Annotated in this window: 20 protein-coding genes; 15 read left to right on the top strand and 5 right to left on the bottom strand. The window is 55.4% G+C overall.

Annotated features, from left to right (window positions below; genetic code table 11):
* Positions 1–105: 105 nt before the first annotated feature.
* Both GRI39_RS12035 and GRI39_RS12030 read right to left on the bottom strand, forming a co-directional pair.
* Positions 106–1,479: a class II 3-deoxy-7-phosphoheptulonate synthase gene (locus tag GRI39_RS12035; protein WP_160739961.1), complete on the bottom strand. Its 1,374-nt coding sequence runs from the start codon at positions 1,477–1,479 to the stop codon at positions 106–108.
* A gap of 77 nt (positions 1,480–1,556) precedes the next feature.
* Positions 1,557–4,499 (bottom strand): M16 family metallopeptidase, encoded by a 2,943-nt coding sequence (locus GRI39_RS12030; RefSeq protein ID WP_160739960.1) that lies wholly within the window; start codon positions 4,497–4,499, stop codon positions 1,557–1,559.
* 115 nt (positions 4,500–4,614) lie between these two features.
* On the opposite strand from GRI39_RS12030, the gene GRI39_RS12025 reads away from it, so the two are divergent.
* The 8 genes from GRI39_RS12025 to miaB all read left to right on the top strand — a co-directional run bounded on the left by GRI39_RS12025 (position 4,615) and on the right by miaB (position 10,141).
* Positions 4,615–5,193, top strand: coding sequence for a NifU family protein (locus GRI39_RS12025; RefSeq protein WP_160740016.1), 579 nt, complete (start codon positions 4,615–4,617; stop codon positions 5,191–5,193).
* A gap of 12 nt (positions 5,194–5,205) precedes the next feature.
* Positions 5,206–5,799, top strand: a complete 594-nt coding sequence (locus tag GRI39_RS12020) for a malonic semialdehyde reductase (RefSeq protein WP_160739959.1) — start codon at positions 5,206–5,208, stop codon at positions 5,797–5,799.
* Positions 5,800–5,814: 15 nt separating this feature from the next.
* Positions 5,815–6,456: a tRNA (adenosine(37)-N6)-threonylcarbamoyltransferase complex dimerization subunit type 1 TsaB gene (gene tsaB / locus GRI39_RS12015; RefSeq protein WP_160739958.1), complete on the top strand. Its 642-nt coding sequence runs from the start codon at positions 5,815–5,817 to the stop codon at positions 6,454–6,456.
* Positions 6,453–6,914 (top strand): ribosomal protein S18-alanine N-acetyltransferase, encoded by a 462-nt coding sequence (gene rimI / locus GRI39_RS12010; RefSeq protein WP_343033339.1) that lies wholly within the window; start codon positions 6,453–6,455, stop codon positions 6,912–6,914. The genes tsaB and rimI overlap by 4 nt, the downstream gene beginning before the upstream one ends.
* A gap of 152 nt (positions 6,915–7,066) precedes the next feature.
* Positions 7,067–7,504 (top strand): Ros/MucR family transcriptional regulator, encoded by a 438-nt coding sequence (locus GRI39_RS12005; protein WP_160739957.1) that lies wholly within the window; start codon positions 7,067–7,069, stop codon positions 7,502–7,504.
* Between the two features lie 91 nt (positions 7,505–7,595).
* Positions 7,596–8,018 carry a Fur family transcriptional regulator gene (locus GRI39_RS12000; protein ID WP_160739956.1) on the top strand — a complete coding sequence of 141 codons (423 nt, stop codon included), beginning with the start codon at positions 7,596–7,598 and terminating at the stop codon, positions 8,016–8,018.
* A 30-nt stretch (positions 8,019–8,048) separates the two neighbouring features.
* Entirely contained in the window at positions 8,049–8,777 is a 729-nt protein-coding gene (locus GRI39_RS11995) for a lysophospholipid acyltransferase family protein (RefSeq protein ID WP_160739955.1), read from the top strand.
* Between the two features lie 32 nt (positions 8,778–8,809).
* Entirely contained in the window at positions 8,810–10,141 is a 1,332-nt protein-coding gene (miaB, locus tag GRI39_RS11990) for a tRNA (N6-isopentenyl adenosine(37)-C2)-methylthiotransferase MiaB (RefSeq protein ID WP_160739954.1), read from the top strand.
* Between the two features lie 77 nt (positions 10,142–10,218).
* Here the strand turns inward: miaB and GRI39_RS11985 are convergent, their stop codons facing one another.
* Positions 10,219–10,977 (bottom strand): SDR family NAD(P)-dependent oxidoreductase, encoded by a 759-nt coding sequence (locus GRI39_RS11985; protein ID WP_160739953.1) that lies wholly within the window; start codon positions 10,975–10,977, stop codon positions 10,219–10,221.
* A 247-nt stretch (positions 10,978–11,224) separates the two neighbouring features.
* Here GRI39_RS11985 and GRI39_RS11980 point away from each other — a divergent pair, with 247 nt between their 5' ends.
* The 4 genes from GRI39_RS11980 (at position 11,225) to GRI39_RS11965 (ending at position 14,797) form a co-directional block, all read left to right on the top strand.
* Entirely contained in the window at positions 11,225–12,259 is a 1,035-nt protein-coding gene (locus tag GRI39_RS11980; RefSeq protein ID WP_160739952.1) for a PhoH family protein, read from the top strand.
* A gap of 62 nt (positions 12,260–12,321) precedes the next feature.
* The gene (ybeY, locus tag GRI39_RS11975; protein WP_160739951.1) at positions 12,322–12,813 is read left to right on the top strand and encodes an rRNA maturation RNase YbeY; all 492 of its coding nucleotides are present in this window, start codon (positions 12,322–12,324) and stop codon (positions 12,811–12,813) included.
* Positions 12,814–12,832: 19 nt separating this feature from the next.
* Positions 12,833–13,768 (top strand): hemolysin family protein, encoded by a 936-nt coding sequence (locus GRI39_RS11970; RefSeq protein ID WP_160739950.1) that lies wholly within the window; start codon positions 12,833–12,835, stop codon positions 13,766–13,768.
* 150 nt (positions 13,769–13,918) lie between these two features.
* Entirely contained in the window at positions 13,919–14,797 is an 879-nt protein-coding gene (locus GRI39_RS11965; protein WP_160739949.1) for a LysR substrate-binding domain-containing protein, read from the top strand.
* Between the two features lie 9 nt (positions 14,798–14,806).
* Here the strand turns inward: GRI39_RS11965 and GRI39_RS11960 are convergent, their stop codons facing one another.
* Together GRI39_RS11960 and GRI39_RS11955 are read right to left on the bottom strand one after the other, a co-directional pair.
* On the bottom strand, positions 14,807–15,073 hold the full coding sequence (locus tag GRI39_RS11960; RefSeq protein WP_160739948.1) for a hypothetical protein: 267 nt from the start codon (positions 15,071–15,073) through the stop codon (positions 14,807–14,809).
* Positions 15,074–15,176: 103 nt separating this feature from the next.
* On the bottom strand, positions 15,177–15,641 hold the full coding sequence (locus tag GRI39_RS11955) for a peptidylprolyl isomerase (RefSeq protein WP_160739947.1): 465 nt from the start codon (positions 15,639–15,641) through the stop codon (positions 15,177–15,179).
* 116 nt (positions 15,642–15,757) lie between these two features.
* Here GRI39_RS11955 and mgtE point away from each other — a divergent pair, with 116 nt between their 5' ends.
* The 3 genes from mgtE to GRI39_RS11940 are packed head-to-tail and all read left to right on the top strand — an operon-like array spanning position 15,758 to position 18,493.
* Positions 15,758–17,179, top strand: coding sequence for a magnesium transporter (gene mgtE, locus GRI39_RS11950; RefSeq protein WP_160739946.1), 1,422 nt, complete (start codon positions 15,758–15,760; stop codon positions 17,177–17,179).
* On the top strand, positions 17,179–17,877 hold the full coding sequence (gene modB / locus GRI39_RS11945; RefSeq protein ID WP_160739945.1) for a molybdate ABC transporter permease subunit: 699 nt from the start codon (positions 17,179–17,181) through the stop codon (positions 17,875–17,877). Before mgtE ends, modB begins: the two co-directional genes overlap by 1 nt.
* On the top strand, positions 17,867–18,493 hold the full coding sequence (locus tag GRI39_RS11940) for an ATP-binding cassette domain-containing protein (protein ID WP_160739944.1): 627 nt from the start codon (positions 17,867–17,869) through the stop codon (positions 18,491–18,493). Before modB ends, GRI39_RS11940 begins: the two co-directional genes overlap by 11 nt.
* Positions 18,494–18,505: the final 12 nt, after the last annotated feature.

Below are 18,505 nucleotides of genomic sequence, written 5' to 3'. Positions count from 1 at the left end.
CGACCTCTCCTTTTGAAGGGAAAGGTTAGCAGGCAAGGATTAACAAATTCAGTCAAGCAGGCTCGTCAGGCCACCCTAGTGGATGGCCTGAGGCAGAGATAATCTTCAGGCAGCGTCTTTATGTTGACGTTCTGCTTCAAGGTTGAGCCGCTCAGCCAGCATGAACGCCAGTTCGAGCGACTGCGCCGCATTGAGACGAGGATCGCAATGGGTGTGGTAACGGTCAGCAAGGCCAGCATCAGTGATCGCCACAGCGCCTCCCGTGCATTCGGTCACATCCTGCCCGGTCATCTCAATATGGATGCCGCCTGCATGGGTGCCTTCCGCGCGGTGAACCTGGAAGAAGCCTTCTACTTCGGCCAGAATACGATCGAACGGACGGGTCTTATAGCCGCTATCCGATTTGATGACATTGCCATGCATCGGATCACAACTCCACACCACAGGGTGCCCTTCACGCTTCACAGCACGCACCAGCGGGGCAAGACCGGCTTCGACCTTTTCATGCCCGAAACGGCTGATCAGCGTCATCCGGCCCGCTTCACGACCCGGGTTCAACGTATCGAGTAGACGCAGCAGTGCGTCAGGCTCAAGGCTAGGGCCACATTTCATACCGATCGGATTGCCGACGCCGCGCAGATACTCAACATGCGCACTGCCATCGAAGCGAGTGCGGTCCCCAATCCAGAGCATATGCGCGCTGGTGTCATACCAATCGCCGGTGAGCGAATCCTGACGGGTTAGCGCTTCTTCATAAGGCAGCAGCAGTGCTTCATGGCTGGTGAAGAAATCGGTGCTCTTGAGGCGGGGGACAGTTTGCGGATCAACACCACAAGCTTCCATGAAATCAAGCGCTTCACCGATCCGGTCTGCCACATTGGAAAATTTGTCCGCCCATGGGCTGCGGTTCATGAAATCGAGTGTCCACTGATGAACCTGCCGCAGATTGGCATAGCCACCGCCAGCAAATGCACGCAGCAGATTAAGCGTGGCAGCCGACTGGCTGTAAGCGCGGATCATGCGCTGCGGATCATTCCGGCGGGTCGCGGGATCAAATTCAATCCCGTTAATGATGTCACCGAAATAACTCGGCAGTTCCATATCGCCTTTGACTTCAGTCGGCGCACTGCGCGGCTTGGCGAATTGGCCGGCCATGCGGCCAACCTTCACCACCGGTTGTTTGCTGGCGAAAGTCAACACCACCGCCATCTGGAGCAACACACGAAAGGTGTCGCGAATATTGTTAGCGTGGAATTCCGCGAAGCTTTCCGCGCAATCACCGCCTTGCAGCAAGAAGCCCTTACCCGCCGACACATCGGCAAGCTGTCGCTTCAACTCACGCGCTTCTCCGGCAAAGACCAGCGGGGGAAAGGTTGCGAGTGCCTGTTCAGCCGCAGCAAGCTCCGCAGCATCTTCATAATGCGGCAGGTGCTTTGCTTCCTGCTGCTTCCAACTCTCAGGCGTCCAATTCCGTACCACTATCAAACTCTTCACTACATATCTGAAAACCCTGCGGCTCTACGACCTGAAGTCCGCTGATGCAAAGGTTACATCTGTTATTTCTTTTCTGACTGTGATTGCTTTTCTGGCATAATAGCCAAGCGCCACCCACCATCACGGGTCAGATATTTCGCCGCCAAGGCTTTCATCTCTGCCGGTGTAACCTTGGTGTAATCATCCATCATCGAGTTCAGAGTTGTGAGACGGTTAGGGTCGCGTGTCGCGCCTTGCAGCTCATTGAGCCAAAAGGCATGACCTGTCTGAACCCGCATCAAAAGCTGACGGAGCGGTTCGGTCACACGCTCCAGCTCATCGGGCGTCGGACCATTGGTGGCCAGGTCTTCAGCAATTTTCTGCGCTTCGATGAAGAAGACCGGGACAGCTTCGGGCGGCAATTGCGCCATTGCCATAATATACCCCCCGCTATCGGTGTCGACCGGCCAGTTAGAGCCAACCGAAGGCGCATAGCTGGAGCCCGTCCCTTCGCGCACAGCATCAAGCAGACGGTTGGAGAAAAGCTGGCTCAACACTTCCAGCTTGCGTGATTCCGGCAAGCCTGCCGAGCCTCCGCCCGTCGGCCATGCCATAATCGCCGCAGCCTGATTGGGCTCACCCTTATGGGTAATCACCATTGGCTTGTCGTTACCCTTGGGAAAGGTTGTTTTGCGGGTTGCTGCGGCTGCCGGGATGGGTTGACGCGGTGACAAGGCACCAAAGGTCTTGCCCATGGCGGCAATAGTGGAATCGACGTCAATATCGCCAAACACGGATACTTCGACCGGGCCTTGCTTCAGCAACGGCTCCCACACCTTGCGGAAACCTTCCGGCGTAGTTTTGGCAATTTCTGCTGGAGTAGGCGTTTCAAACCTGGGGTCTTTATTGTGCAGCAACCAATCCAGATCGCGGTTGATAATCCCGGCCGGACTGGTGTCGAGGCTGTTATATTGAATGGTTAGCGCAGCCTTGGCCCGCTCCACCGGATTGGCATCCCAACGCGGCATGGCAAGCTTCGCCGCGAAGAGATAGAGCTGGTCGGCCACATCCTGCGGGCGGGTCCGCCCTTCAAAGCTGAATGTGCCATCTTCAACATCAAAATCGAAGCCCAGCTTCCGGCCGGTTGAAATCCGGTCCATCTCTTCTTCACCCAGATCGCCCAGACCGGAACTGACCAGCGCCATTTTGCCCAGTGCAATATAGGGCGCATCCTGAGCGGTGAAGGCGCGATAACCACTGCCAAACCGCACACGCACAGTGACGCGTCCCGGCTCATTGGTGGTACGCCAGACCATGCCGGTCACACCATTGGGAAATTTGACACCCTTGACATCAAACACACCCATCGGAGCGACAAGATCCGGTTTGGCAGGCGTGCCGATGGCAGGCAGATCATCAAAGGAAATCGGCTTACCAGCCACACGCGTTTCACCCGTTGCGACAACCTTTTCCTTCATCGCGGCCAGCAAGGCACCCGAACTGGCATCACTGGCATCAGGTGTCAGCATCAAGGCACGAGTGACCGTGCCGCTAAACAGGCGCTTGGTTGCGGCGAACACGGCATCGGGTGTGAAGCGATCCAGCATTCCGGTAAAAACCTGCTGCACTACTTCAGGTGAAGCCACCGCTTCACGAATATCGACGGCATTGACGATACTATCGGCCAGTTGTGCACCCGCCTGCAGATCACGCTGCTCCACCTGATTGGCGAAGACCACGCTATATTGATCGACTTCGCGCTGAATTTCTTCCTGTGTGGGAGGCTCAGCCAGAGCATCGGCAATCACACCGCGAACGTCTTTGAGCGCCGCTTGCCAGTCATCCCCCAGCGGCGTGACTGAAACGAAAGTGGCATCGGCGCTACGGTTGACATTCTGTTGCTCGACCCCGGCCATCAGGAAGCTGCCACCCGCACGAGCGCGCGATTCCAGCCGCCGATTGATGATCGCCTGAGCGACTGCATCCATCAACAACCCGCGATTATATTCGATATTGTCATGCACCTGATGCCAGGGGCGCAAAATGGCATAGGTCACGCCGCGCGGAAGGCTGGGTTCCACCAGCGTCTCAACCTTGCCAACCGGCGCATTGCCAGTGGTGCCAGCAGGTGCTTCAGGCTTACCAAAGTCAGGTTGATCGGCCGGTTTGCCGGGGACTTTCCAATCCCCAAAACGATCTTCAATCAACTTGGCCAGCATCATCGGGTCCGCATCGCCAACCGCCACAATCACGGTGTTCTCAGGCCGGTACCAGCGATCATGGAAGGCACGAATCTTGGCAGGTGTAGCGGCTTCCAATGTTTTCACGGTTCCGATGGGGGAGCGATCCGCCAGCCGCTGGCCAGCAAAGAAAACCGAGCGCGTGGCATTGGCCGCGCGCATATTGGGGCCTTCATTCTCACGCTTTTCGGCCAGAACAATCGGCAGATCCGCCGCGATATTGGCTTTGCTCAGCGCTGGCTCACGAATCATGCCCGACAAGAGCTTCATGCTTTCCGCCACATGAGCGTCTGTCGCGTTGGGCAGGTCGAGCTTGAACACGGTCTGCGTGGGGGAGGTTTCGGCATTGGTGTCACTACCGAATGTCGCCCCCAGCCGCTGCCATGTCGGGATTGCCGCGCCGGATTTCAGATATTTGGACTGACGGAAGGTCAGGTGTTCGATCAGATGCGCATAGCCTCTTTCATCATCACGTTCATATAATGACCCTGCATCGATGCGAATACGGATCGAAACCTGCCCTGGCGGCACACCATTGCGCCTGACAGCATAGCGCACACCATTGGGCATTTCGCCAAACAGCCATTCCTTATCAACCGGAATATCGGTTCCACGATAGATCCACGGATCATCTTTTTCGAGATATTGGGGCTGCGCCGTAACAGCTTTCAAAGGCTTCGTGGTGATAGGATCACTCTGCGCCTGAGAAGCAATCGGCGAGGACACCAGCAGGCCAAGTGTGGCCACCGTGGCGAAGTTACGGGCAAAACGCGAAAAAATCGTCATGCCACAGGTCATAGGCACTGTAATGCTGAAGCAATAGTGAATAAATATCTGAGGTGGCGTAAAAGTCATGAGCATCACGCTTGCCCATGCAGCCTCTGCTTCCTACATCCGGCTGATGTTTATCGAGACAGAAACCACGCCCAACCCTTCAACGCTGAAATTCCTGCCCGGTCAGGCAGTGATGCCCAGTGGCACGCGAGACTTTGCTTCGCCAGAAGATGCCGAAGTGTCCCCCCTTGCCAATGCCCTGTTTGAAACGGGCGAAGTAACCGGCGTGTTCTTTGGGAGTGACTTCGTTTCCGTCACCGCCGCACCGGGCGTTGATTGGTCATCCCTGAAGCCGCAAGTGGTGCTGATTCTCCTCGATCATTTCGTTAGCCAGGCCCCCTTGTTCACCGGCGGTGACGCTTCGGGATTTTCCGTGCCCGCTGACGAAGATGAAGATATGGGCGATGATCCGGCCGATGCCGACATTGTCTCTCAGATCAAAGACCTGCTGGAAACCCGCATCCGCCCGGCCGTGGCAGGTGATGGTGGTGACATCCGATATCGCGGCTTCCGTGGAGGCGTAGTCTATCTGACCATGCAAGGCGCCTGTGCGGGCTGCCCAAGTTCGACAGCAACATTGAAGCAAGGTATTGAAGGCCTGCTGAAACATTACGTGCCGGAAGTGAGCGAAGTTCGCGCAGCCTGACAGGAGAGCCCCTTGCCATCACCTTTGAACGACGCCGCACTGGACCAGCTTTTCCGCGAAGCGCGCACCTATAATGCGTTTCTCGACAAACCAGTCACTACGGAACAGCTTCATCAGATCTGGGATTTGATGAAGATGGGGCCAACCTCGGCCAATCAGCTTCCAGCGCGGATTGTCTGGTGCACAACACCAGAGGCAAAAGAACGGCTCGCGGGCCATGCCAGTGATGGAAATAAGGACAAAATCCGTCACGCTCCCGTATGCGCGATTTTGGCAATGGATATTGATTTCCATGAACATCTGCCATGGCTCTTCCCGCATACGGATGCCAAAAGCTGGTTTGATGGGGATGAAGAAGGCCGCAAGGTCTCTGCCTTCCGCAACTCAACCTTGCAGGGCGCCTATATGATTTTGGCCGCACGTGCAGTGGGCCTTGGTTGCGGCCCGATGTCGGGCTTTGACAATGATGCGCTGGACAAGGATTTCTTTGCCGATCAACCGAAATGGAAATCCAACTTCATTTGCACCATCGGATATGGTGATGAAGAAAGTGTCTACGAGCGCAGCCCGCGCCCCGACTTCGATACGTTTAACGTCATTCTTTAAACCGGGGTATTCATCTTGCGGATACTCGCAATAGACAGCGCCAGCGAAGCCTGCTCCGCGGCGCTTTTTGAGCATGATGCGATGCTTGGCGGCTGTTATGAAATCCTGGGCCGGGGCCATGCTGAAAGACTGGTTCCGATGATCAGCGAACTGCCCGGCAAAGGGCGGGCTGATTGCATTCTCGTATCGCTTGGGCCGGGAAGCTTCACCGGCGTCAGAATCGGCCTTGCTGCGGCCAGAGCGCTGGGCCTTGCCTGGCAAGTTCCTGTGCTGGGTTATCCCACCCTCGCCCTGATTGCAGCCATGGCACGATCTGAAATGGGCAAAGTACCGATAAGCGTAGCGGTAACGGGCGGCCATGGTGAATGGTTCGTGCAGGAGTTTGGCAAGGACGGCCTTCCTGCATCAGACCTCGCATCCTTGAAGCCGGACGACGCCGCCGCAGCGGCACAAGCCGATTGCGTAGCCGGTTCCCAGGCTGAGGCACTGGTGGCCTTGCGAAAAAGCGGCTGTGCCCTGCCCTTGCTCCCGGATGCCAGAGCTGCCCAGCTTTTGCCTGATTCATTGTTCAGCAAACAATTAACGCCGCTTTATGGCCGCGCCCCGGATGCCAAAGTTGCACAGGCAAAAAGCAAGGGTGGAAAGGCCAGAGCGTGAAGGATCACGTCGACCACATCATGAGCGTGATGGAGGCCGCTTTTGACCCGGCCTATGGCGAGGCATGGAACCGCCGGCAAGTGTCGGACTCACTGGCCATGCCCAACACCCATTACTGGCTCATCACCCCCAATGGCACAGAGCCCGAGGAAGGCGATAGCGTTGCAGGCTTTGCAATGAGTCGAAACGCTGTGGATGAAGAAGAGCTTCTGCTCTTTGCAGTTCACCCTGATCATCGCCGTTTAGGTATTGGCCGAAAGCTACTTTCAAAATTTATTAAAGATTGTCGAGATAGAGGAGTAGTTCGGCTATTTCTGGAAATGCGAGACAACAACACAGCTGAAGAATTGTATAGAAAGCACGGATTCTCGCAGATCGGCCGCCGAAAAAACTATTATAGAAATACGTCTGCCAATCCTATTGATGCACTGACATTCACTTTAGAAATAGCAGATTGATCTTGTCTGTATTATTACACTGCTTGCTTTTACTCTCAGACTTTGCTTGTAAAGACAACGCAATTGTTCCAATGGCTTGATCGCCTAAAACCCAGAGCTACTTCGGCTCCAATAAACTGTTAAAAAACAACGTCGCATTAACCGAGGTTTAAATGGAAAATTTTGAATCAGATATGTCGGAAACGCTGATTACGCTGACTTCCGATATTGTCGCTGCTCATGTCAGCAACAATAATGTTGCTGTAGAAGACGTCCCTTCACTTATTCAGAACGTATTCGGCGCCCTTTCCGGGCTCGGATCGAAAGAAGTGAAAGAAGAACGTCCCGAACCTGCTGTTTCTATTCGTGCGTCCATTAAACCAGACCATCTCGTCTGCCTGGAAGATGGCAAGAAGATGAAGATGCTCAAGCGTCATTTAATGACCGACCACGGCATGACCCCTGAAGAATATCGTGCCCGTTGGGATCTTCCTGCCGATTATCCGATGGTTGCCCCCAATTACGCTGAAAAGCGCCGTGAGCTTGCCAAGAAGATCGGCCTTGGCCGCCAGCCGGGCCAGCGCCGCGGCCGTCGTAAAAAAACTGACTAAGCCAAGAGCTTGGCTATGCACATTGTGCATATTGTAAAAATGCCCGACCACTCCCATAGTGGTTGGGCATTTTGATTTTGCGGGGATAGTTTTGCACCAAGGTATCGATCTTGAGCAGCTTTGCGCTGAGCGCGGGCTTAGAATTACAGAACAGCGGCGGGTTATCGCCAAAGTTCTATCGGAAAGCGACGATCATCCCGATGTCGAGCTATTGCACAAACGTGCCTCGGCCATTGATCCTAAAATCTCGATTGCTACGGTCTACCGCACAGTTCGCTTATTTGAAGAAGCTGGCATCCTGGACCGCCATGATTTTGGCGATGGTCGCGCCCGTTATGAAGCAGCACCGGAAGCCCATCACGATCATCTGATTGATGTGGAAACCGGCAAAGTGGTCGAATTCGTCGATCCTGAACTGGAATCTTTACAGCGCCAGATTGCTGAAAAGCTGGGCTATCGCCTCGTCGATCATAGGATGGAACTTTACGGCGTGCGCATTGACCGCGAAGATTAATTGCAAGCTTCGACTGTCCAGCAAAGCCCTATGATTACCCGGCTGCGGATAGGTCTGCGGATTGCTCTCATATTAGGCTGGTCCGCCCTTATCATTCCTCTACACCTGCTGTTCAAAGCGATCGGTAAGCCACTTGTGCTGCCGCCAACCTTTCTGGCTGGCGTCGGGTGGATTGCAGGCCTCCGGGTGAAAACGGTTGGAAAACCGGAAAAGACTGCGCTGATACTCGCCAACCATGTGAGCTGGCTCGATATATTGGCGCTTGCCGGGGCAGCTCGCAGCGCCTTTGTCGCGCATGATGGACTGGCGGGGCAAAAGCTTTTGAAGTGGCTGTGTGAACAGAATCAAACGATCTTCATCGCCCGCCATCGCCGCACCACTATCAATGACCAGACCAGTGCCATCCATGCCGCATTGGGGGAACGCCCGCTGACGATCTTTCCCGAAGGCACCACCAGTGACGGGACCAGCGTTCCGCCATTCAAAAGCGCCCTGCTCGCCGCCGTTCAGCCGATCGATGACAGCACCAAGGTGCAGCCCGTTGCACTGGTTTATGAAGACGTACCGGAAGTGGCATGGGTGGGGGAAGATCCGGGTGCCAATAACGTGCTGATGATTCTCGGCCGCCGAAAACCCGTGCGGCTGACGATTTATTTCCTGCCTCCGCTGGAGGGTGCCGCCCTGACAGATCGAAAATCTATTACGCTCGCCGCGCATAAAGCGATTGCCGAGACATTGGCCCGCGTATTGCAGGCCTAGGAATCGCTGCATAAATCCCTTAAAGGCGCGTCATGCGACAAAGTGCACCTCCCAAGACCTACCGGGTCAAAAGCTTCGGCTGCCAGATGAACGTCTATGATGGCGAACGGATGGGCGAATTGCTGACCGATAAGGGCATGGCACCTGCCAAGGATGGCGAAGATGCGGATCTGGTGGTGCTCAACACCTGCCACATCCGCGAAAAGGCCGCTGAAAAGGTCTATTCCGACATTGGCCGCCTGACCAAGAATGGCAAGAAGCCCATGATCGCAGTGGCCGGCTGCGTGGCGCAGGCCGAGGGCGAAGAGATCATGAAGCGCTCTCCCGCTGTAGGCATGGTGGTCGGGCCGCAAGCCTACCATCGCTTACCCGACATGATCGACAAGGCTGTGCACGGTGAGCGGGCAACCGACACGGATATGCCGCTCGAAACCAAATTCGATGTTTTGCCACAGCGGCGCAAGGTCGGCCCCAGCGCCTTCCTCACCATTCAGGAAGGTTGCGACAAATTCTGTACCTATTGCGTGGTGCCCTATACGCGCGGCGCAGAAATTTCCCGCCCCTTTAGCGCTCTGGTCACAGAAGCGGAGCGGTTGGTGCAAAGCGGCGCACGCGAAATCACACTGCTAGGGCAGAATGTGAACGCCTGGACAGGTGAGAATGCCAAGGGTCAGGCCATTGGTCTTGAAGGACTAATCAAAGCGCTCGCTGATCTGCCAGATCTGGCACGCATCCGCTACACCACCAGCCATCCCAATGATATGTCGCCAGCATTGATCGCCGCCCATGGTGAGATCGAAAAGCTGATGCCCTATCTGCATCTGCCCGTGCAGAGTGGTTCAGACCGCGTACTCAAAGCGATGAATCGCAGCCACACGGCAGACAGCTATCTCAAATTGCTCGACCAGTTTCGTGCCGTCAGGCCGGACATTGCCTTGTCAGGCGACTTCATCGTCGGCTTTCCCGGCGAAACGGAAGAAGAATTTCGTGAAACGCTGCAATTGGTCGATGCGGTAGGCTATTCACTGGCGTACAGCTTCAAATATTCACCCCGCCCCGGAACGCCAGCAGCCACGATGGATGGCCAGGTAAGCCGGGAAGTGATGGATGAACGTTTGCAGCGTCTGCAAGCCGCGCTGAACCGCGATCAATATGCTTTCAACAAGCAGACTGAAGGCCGCGTGTGTGATGTTCTGGTGGAACGCAAGGGTAAGTTCGAAAACCAGTGGCTGGGCAAATCCCCCTGGCTGCAATCGGTCTGGTTTGAAGGCGATGTCCAACTGGGCGATATGGTGACAGTCGACATGGTGGAAGCTGGCGCGAATTCCGTTCGCGGACGCATGGTGGAAAAAGTCAGCGCTTGAAACAGCAAAGTTAACGGCGACGCGAAAACCCGCATTCGCGCCGCCGCCACATTCTCACCCGATGCGCGTTTACCGCATTATTGGGCGAGGAAAGCACCATCCACCGGATAATAGCTGCCTGTCACAAACGACGCAGCATCGCTCAGCAGAAAATTGGTGATGGCCGCCACTTCATCTGGCGTACCGAGCCGGCCGATGGGGTGCATCCCGACGAGACCGGCGTGCGCTTCATCGCTCATGCTGGTTTCAATCAGTGGAGTCTTGATAAAGCCCGGCCCCACGGCATTCACCCGGATGCCCTTGCTTGAATATTCCAGTGCGGCTGTTTGCGTGATTCCGGTTACAGCATGTTTGGATGCGACATAAGCAGCCGATCCACGCCAGCCCACTGCGCCCAGAATAGACGCCATATTCACAATCGAACCACCGCCTGATTTCAGCATCGCCGGAATCTGGTAACGCATTCCATAGAATACACCGTGCAAATTGACGTTAAGCACTTTGTGCCAGTCATCAGGGTCAATCTCGCCCATCGGTGCACTCTTGCCACCGATTCCGGCATTGTTGACGGCAAGGTCAAGTTGGCCAAATTCTTTGATAGTAAAACCCACCATCGCTTCAACTTCGTCAGGCTTGCTGACGTCAACTTTGAAGGCCCTGGCCTCTACGCCCGACCGCTGTGAGAGTTCATCCACCAGCGCCCTGACGCCTTCTTCATTGAAATCAGCCACAACAACTTGTGCACCGCGCCCGGAGAGGTCACGGCTGACCGCCTCGCCAATGCCCGATGCTCCGCCCGTAACGATAGCAACCTTGCCTGCGAAATCCTGTGTCATACGTGTTTCTCCATCATCTCTGGTGAGTTGGCCGTTTTACCAGTCTATACTGCGCCACACCGAGCTTCAGACAAGGCTAATTGCACGCCCTATTTGTTAACCCTACCAAGTTTTCACCGGGACAATTAAAAGCCTGTACTTGCCTCTTTCGACAGTGTGCTTATCTTCAGAATCACTATTGATATTGGTTGCAATGCCGGAACCGTCTTGTGGACTTTATTTGGCCTGCAACTTTCGAAAGGAGCGCATGGCACGTAAACCCGACCGCGCCGAGGCACAGGCCGCGTTGAACCACCCCGAAGACCGTCACGATCATGCGCGACGGGCCAGGGCCGAAGTCGATTTCGATGAACAGGCCGTTCTTGGTGCCCTGTTCGGGGAATTCGATGCCAACCTTGTCCAGATAGAAAATCGCCTTGGCGTCTATATCGGCGCAAGAGGCAATCGCGTGGTCATTGAAGGTCCGGAAGACAACGTGGCCAGAGCGCGTGACGTGCTGAAATCCATGCATGACAAATTGCTCACCGGGCAAGTGGTCGATGCAGGTCTGATCGAATCGCTGATTGCCATGTCCAATGAACCCACGCTCGAAGGGATCATTACCGGCAAACCCAATCCGCCATCAGTCATGATCCGTACCCGCCGCAAAACCATCGTGCCGCGCTCGATGATGCAGGCCGAATATATGCTGCAATTACAGCGTGAAGATATCATCTTTGCACTTGGGCCAGCCGGGACGGGCAAAACCTATCTGGCGGTGGCACAGGCGGTCAGCCAGCTCATCACCGGCAGCGTGCAACGCCTGATCCTCTCACGCCCTGCGGTCGAAGCCGGGGAACGCCTCGGCTTTTTGCCCGGTGACATGAAGGAAAAGGTCGATCCCTATCTGCGCCCGCTTTACGATGCGCTTTACGATTGCATGCCACCCGAACAGGTCGACCGCCGCCTTGCCAGTGGCGAAATCGAAATTGCTCCGATTGCCTTCATGCGTGGACGCACGCTGGCTGATGCCTTTGTCATCCTCGATGAAGCGCAGAACACCACGCGCGAACAGATGAAAATGTTCCTCACCCGATTTGGCCAGAACAGCCGGATGGTGGTGTGCGGCGATCCTCGTCAGGTCGATATCCCCGGTGGTGACAGGATGAGCGGCCTGGCCGATGCAGTCACACGGCTGGAAGGGGTGGAGAGTATTGGCGTCACCCGCTTCACAGCGGCTGATGTCGTTCGTCATCCGATTGTCGGACGTATTGTGGAAGCCTATGAAGGCCCCGATAGCTGATTGATACAATCTGGATTTCGCATGAATTATGAGATCCAGCCCAATGATATTTAAGGAAGCCTGTGGAACTCGATATTTCCGTGGAAGAACCATGGCCGCAGGGCGAGTGGGAAACACTGGCTCAGCAGGCTTGCGAAGCCTTGCAAGCATTCGCGCCAGAACTCGCTAATGAGCGGCTTTCTACCAGCCTTGTGTTCACCTCCGACGATGAAGTGCATATTCTGAATCGCGAATGGCGGGAGCGGGACAAGCCGACCAATGTCCTGTCTTTCCCCATGTTGACGCGCGATGATGTGTTGTCTCTTGCCAGTGATGGCCCACCTGAAATGCTGGGTGACATTGCCCTTGCATTTGAGACTTGCCAACGCGAAGCAGTAGAGAAAAACGTTTCCGTTCAAGATCATGCAACCCATCTGATTATTCACGGGCTGCTCCATCTGGCAGGCCATGATCATGAGATTTCGGATAAAGACGCCGAAGAAATGGAAGCGCTTGAGATAAAGACGCTTGCGGTTATGGGAATTGCAGACCCATATGGGGACCGGTACATTTAAGGGAGAAGGCAGTAGGGCGATGCCCGAGGAATCCAGAACCAGCGACTCCACTCAGGGAGACGCAGACAGTAGCAGCGGATTGTGGAGTATAATTCGCAAACTGTTCGACGCCGGAGAAGGTGAAACCTCGCTCCGCGCCCAACTTGAAGAAGCCATTGATGAACATGAAGGGGACGGCGGCCCTCGCCCGCATCCGTCGATAAATGGCGACCTTTCCAGCGTAGAAGTCGCAATGGTCCGCAACTTGCTGCATTTCAGCGAGCATGATGCGGATGATGTAGCGATTCCCCGTGGCGAAATCATTGCGATTTCCGCCGATGCGAGCTGGGAAGAGCTGGTTGCGGCATTTTCGGAACATGGCCATTCCCGCCTGCCGATCTATCGTGATACGCTCGATGAAGTGATCGGCATGATCCACATCAAGGATGTGTTTCCCTTCCTCGCCAATGGCACGCCTGCTCCGCGTGACTGGACGACATTAATGCGTCAGCCGTTATTCGTGCCGCAATCACGCAGCGCGCTCGATGTGCTGGCCGATATGCGGATGCGCCACGTTCATCTGGCCGTCGTGCTGGATGAATATTCCGGGGTGGACGGCATCATCACCATCGAAGATCTGGTCGAAGAAATCGTCGGTGAGATCGAGGATGAACATGATGAAACGCCAGTAGAACTGCTGGTGTCCATCGGTGATGGCATGTGGGATGCAGATGCCCGCGCAGAATTGGACGATGTCGCCGAAACGCTGGGCGACCCGCGAATCGCTGAAATCGAGCAATCGGTCGATACACTGGGCGGCCTCGCCTTTGTGCTGGCTGAGCAAGTACCTGAAGTCGGGACAATTCTTACTCATCCCAGCGGGTGGCGCATCGAAGTGATCGATGGGGATGAAACCCACGTTACAAGGCTGCGCCTGCATGAACCCGAAAGAGAAATGGAAACAGAAGAGAGTTAGAATCTTATTCTTATTTTTGGATGCCAAAATGCTCAGGAGGGCGGGAATCTGCCGCTCTCCTGTGAAAAAGCGATTGTATCACATTCGCAATCATACAGAATTTTGCAATTCACCCTCGACTTGATTGCAGAAATGTGAACAAAAAAGAATATGCGCCGCCTCCCTCCCCTTCGAGCTCTGGAAGCCTTTGTCCGTATTGTACGGCTGGGTTCCGCCCGTGCTGCTGCCAATGAACTTGGCCTTAGCCCATCAGCCCTGTCTCGGCGGGTAACCAATCTGGAGGATTTTGTAGGCAAAAAGCTCTTCTCACGCTCCCAGCAAGCGATGAAGCTGACCGATGAAGGACGCAATTTCTATGATGCGGTGGCGCCGCATCTGGAAGCACTGGCCGTTGCGGTGGAAGGTCAGTCAGAAAATCTTCAGCTTTTGCGCCTGCGGCTGGGTGTGCTGCCCTTGTTTGGTACCCAACGCCTGTTTCCCCGGCTGCCAGACTTGCGCCGCAAATATCCGCGCCTTCATATCGACATTGATACCGGGTCAAACCTCAAGGATCGGGTCGGCGAAACGCTGGACGCGGCGATTTTGCTGACCACCAAACCCGGTCCTCAATTTCATGCCTTTCAGCTTGACCAGAATCGTATCCACGCGATTTGCAGCCGCGAACTGGCCAATGAGATCGGCGAGAACCCGAGCGAAGAAGCGCTGAGCCAACAGACCTTCCTCATCAATAGCGATGTGCCATTGAGCTTTGATGCCTGGCGCAAGGCGATTGGCTTTCCCAACCTCCAACCCAATGCGATCGACCATTACGATTCAGGACAGCTCATTCTCGAAGCAGCCGCGCAAGGGCTTGGCATCGCGGTGATGCATGATGACCATTTGAAGCGCGCCAATGACCAACGGCTTGCCAAACTCTATGATATCGCTGTTGAGAGCCCATACAGCTATTGGTTCATGTGTCGCCGCGCTGATCTTGAACAGCGCCCAGTGCGGATTTTTCACGATTGGCTGATGGAAGCCGGCCTCTAGGGTTCTTGGTCAGCGCTTTTTGCGTATCGAAGCGACGATCCAAAAAGCAACATTGGTGAAAGTCAGCACACCGCCGAAGATCACGACGCGCATCGCCGTATCATACCCGCCCTGATTGGTCAGAATAAAGCCAAATGCACGATCACGGCACCAATCGCCGCATTCAGGGCGTGCCAGATAAGCGGCGGTATCCACCAGATCAAACAGGCACCAGGTCAGGAAGAACTGGTAAGCAACAATCGACGCAATCAGAAATTTCCACTTTGCCGCCATCATCGATTGCTCCTTCGTTCCCATTAGTTCTTTCAAGCCGCCCTTAAGAAATGGGGCAGACCAGCATTGCTGATCCGCCCCATTTCATCAAACAATATCAGTTACTTCAGGAAACAGTCGCCTTGACGATCTTGCCCGGATTCGCTGGCGGTTCGCCCTTGGGGAGCGCATCGATATGTTCCATGCCGCTTTCGACCTGGCCCCAGACGGTGTACTGGCCGTCAAGGAAGTGCGCATCGTCAAAGCAGATGAAGAACTGGCTGTTGGCACTGTCAGGAACCTGCGTGCGCGCCATTGAACATGTGCCACGCACATGGGGTTCGGAATTGAATTCAGCCTTGAGATCAGGCTTGTCAGAACCGCCCATGCCGGTGCCGGTCGGATCGCCGCCCTGCGCCATGAAGCCAGGAATCACACGGTGAAAGACGACACCGTCGTAAAAGCCTTCGCTCGCAAGGGTAGAAATCCGTTCGACATGGCCGGGTGCCAGATCCGGGCGCAACTTAATGACCACGTCATTCGTTTCGCCATTGCCTGTATCGAGAGTGAAGGTAAGTTTCTGGTCCGCCATGCGGGTATCTCCATTTTGCGTTCTGACGCTGGATATACGGATGCTCTGCATAATGTCACCCTTTGCCGCATCACCTGACGCTTGATTTTGCAGCGCACACGCATAGGACAAGCCGCATGGCCGATACAAAACTCGACGAGGACCTTGCGCCCTTCCCTCCCATTGAGGACGAAGAAAGCGATCAGCTCGACGAAGAGAATCGGCTGAAGCCGGAATTCATCGACGCTGTCCGCGAATCGCTGGAAGAAGGTGATGAAGGTCGGACCTACGATCTGGTCGAACCGCTTCACCCCGCCGACATCGCCGATTTGTTCGAATTGCTCGAACCCGACAAGCGCGGAATGCTTGCCACTGCCATCACCGATTTGATGAGCGGTGAAGTGATTTCCGAACTGAACGATTATGTGCGTGACCACATGATCGAGGCTTTGCCGGCCGCCGCTGTGGCCAGCATCGCCGAACAGCTCGATACAGATGACGCCGTCCAATTGATCGAAGATCTCGATCCTACGGACCAGCGCGCCATTCTGGACGAGCTGGACCCGGAAGATCGCGCAGCCATCGAAAGCGCCCTGTCTTACCCGGAAGAGACCGCCGGCCGCTTGATGCAGCGCGAGCTGATCGCAGTGCCCGAACATCTGACCGTCGGCGATCTTATTGATTACATGCGCGAACAGGATGATCTCCCCACTGATTTCTGGGAAGTCTTCATTGTCGATCACCGGCACCGTCCGATCGGCACCTGCCAGTTGAGCTGGATTCTGCGTTGCCCGCGCTATATTCCGCTGACCGATGTAATGCAGCGCGATCAGACACTGATCCCGGTCATGATGGATCAGGAAGAAGTTGCCCTCCGCTTCCAGAAATACGCGCTTATTTCTGCTGCTGTTGTCGATGAGAATGGCCGCTTGCTGGGCCAGCTCACGGTTGATGACATCGTCCATATTATTTCGGAAGAGGCAGGGGAAGACGCCCTGCTGATGTCCGGTGCCGGTGATGGTGACATTAACGAACCAATCCGCGATGCCTATTTCTCACGCGTGCGCTGGCTGATCGCCAATCTGGGCACCGCCTTGATGGCAAGCTTCATCATCTCTGCATTTGATGCCGCAATTGCCAAACTGGTGGCCTTGGCTGTGCTCATGCCCATTGTCGCTTCCATTGGCGGCAATGCAGGCACGCAGACCATGGCAGTATCTGTTCGCGCTTTGGCGATGAATCAGCTTACCAAATCCAATACCCGCCGCATTCTCTGGCGTGAAATACGCGTGGCGATGCTCAATGGCGCCACCGTTGGTACTCTTATCGGGCTGGCGACGGCGGTAGTCTTCACCCCGATGCTGGGTGTAGTGATCGCAACTGCTGCCATCATCAACACGATCACGGCAGGCCTTGCCGGCGTTGCCGTACCAGTCATTTTCGACCGCTTGAAGCAGGACCCGGCTGTTGCAAGCTCGGTATTTGTGACGATGATCACAGATTGTATGGGCTTCTTCGCCTTCCTCGGCCTTGCCGTGGCTTGCGGCCTGACCGGCTGATGTTTCTGCTTTCGCCGGGTGAATGGGCGATTGTCAGCCTGTCACTCAAAGTCAGTATGGTGGCGATTGCTGTCATCCTTCCGCTGGCACTGGCGCTGGCATGGCTGCTTGCACGTCGTCAATTCCCCGGCAAAATCCTTGTTGATGCACTGGTGCATTTGCCGCTGGTCCTGCCTCCTGTCGTAACCGGCTGGATGCTATTGCTCGCTTTTGGGAAACAAGGGCCGATCGGGAGGTTCTTTGAAAGCACTATCGGGCTTGGCTTCGTGTTCCACTGGACCGGTGCTGCACTAGCCTCTGCGGTCATGGCTCTGCCGCTCATGGTGCGGGCCATGCGCTTATCCTTTGAAATGGTCGACCAGCGGCTGGAAAATGCCGCGCGCACATTGGGTGCAGGGCCATGGCGAACCTTTTGCAGCATCACTTTGCCGCTCGTGACACCAGGTATCCTGGCCGGGGCTATGCTTGGCTTTGCCAGATCGATTGGCGAATTTGGTGCCACGATCACCTTTGCGTCCAATATCCCCGGCGAAACCAGAACATTGCCGCTGGCCATCTATTCTTCACTGCAAGTGCCCGGAACAGATTCCGAAGTGTTCCGCCTTGCCTGTATCTCAGTAGCGCTATCGCTCGGCGCACTGGTGATTTCCGAATGGCTCGCCCGGCGAATGGGAGGCGGGAAAAGCCATGTTCTTTGATGTGGATATCACGCTCAGCCGTGGCAACCGCCAGATTAACGCAACCTTCAGCAGCACTGCAGGCATCACCGGTCTGTTTGGCCCTTCAGGTGTGGGCAAGACAAGTATTCTTGATGCCATGGCTGGGCTGATCCGCCCGACAAGCGGCCATATCACTGTAGCTGGAAGCAAGCTGTTCGATGCAAAAACAAAGCTGAACCTCCCACCAGAGGCACGCTCCTGCGGCTATGTCTTTCAGGATATTCGCCTGTTCCCCCATCGCAATGTCAGGGAAAATCTGCTGTTTGGTCAAAAGCTTGCCCCGGTGGATCGGCGTTGGATGGCATTGGAAGAAGCGACCCAATTTCTGGGAATCGCGCATTTGCTGGAACGGCGCCCACGCACGCTGTCTGGCGGTGAAGCGCAGCGTGTGGCGATAGGCCGTGCGCTTCTTTCTGCCCCGCGTTTTCTGTTGATGGATGAACCGCTCTCCTCCCTCGATCCGGCGCGGCGTGAGGGGATCATGACCGTCATCGAGCGTATCCGCGATGAATTACACCTGCCCATTCTCTACGTGTCACATGACAGGGTAGAGCTGAACCGTCTCGCCGATCAGATTGTCGAATTGCCATGCTGAAAGCATGCCTTA

It is taken from the genome of Altericroceibacterium indicum, assembly GCF_009828105.1.
GTDB classification, from domain to species: Bacteria; Pseudomonadota; Alphaproteobacteria; order Sphingomonadales; family Sphingomonadaceae; genus Altericroceibacterium; species Altericroceibacterium indicum.
The sequence above is the reverse complement of the archived record's forward strand: the minus strand, read 5'-3'. Positions and strand labels throughout refer to the sequence as shown.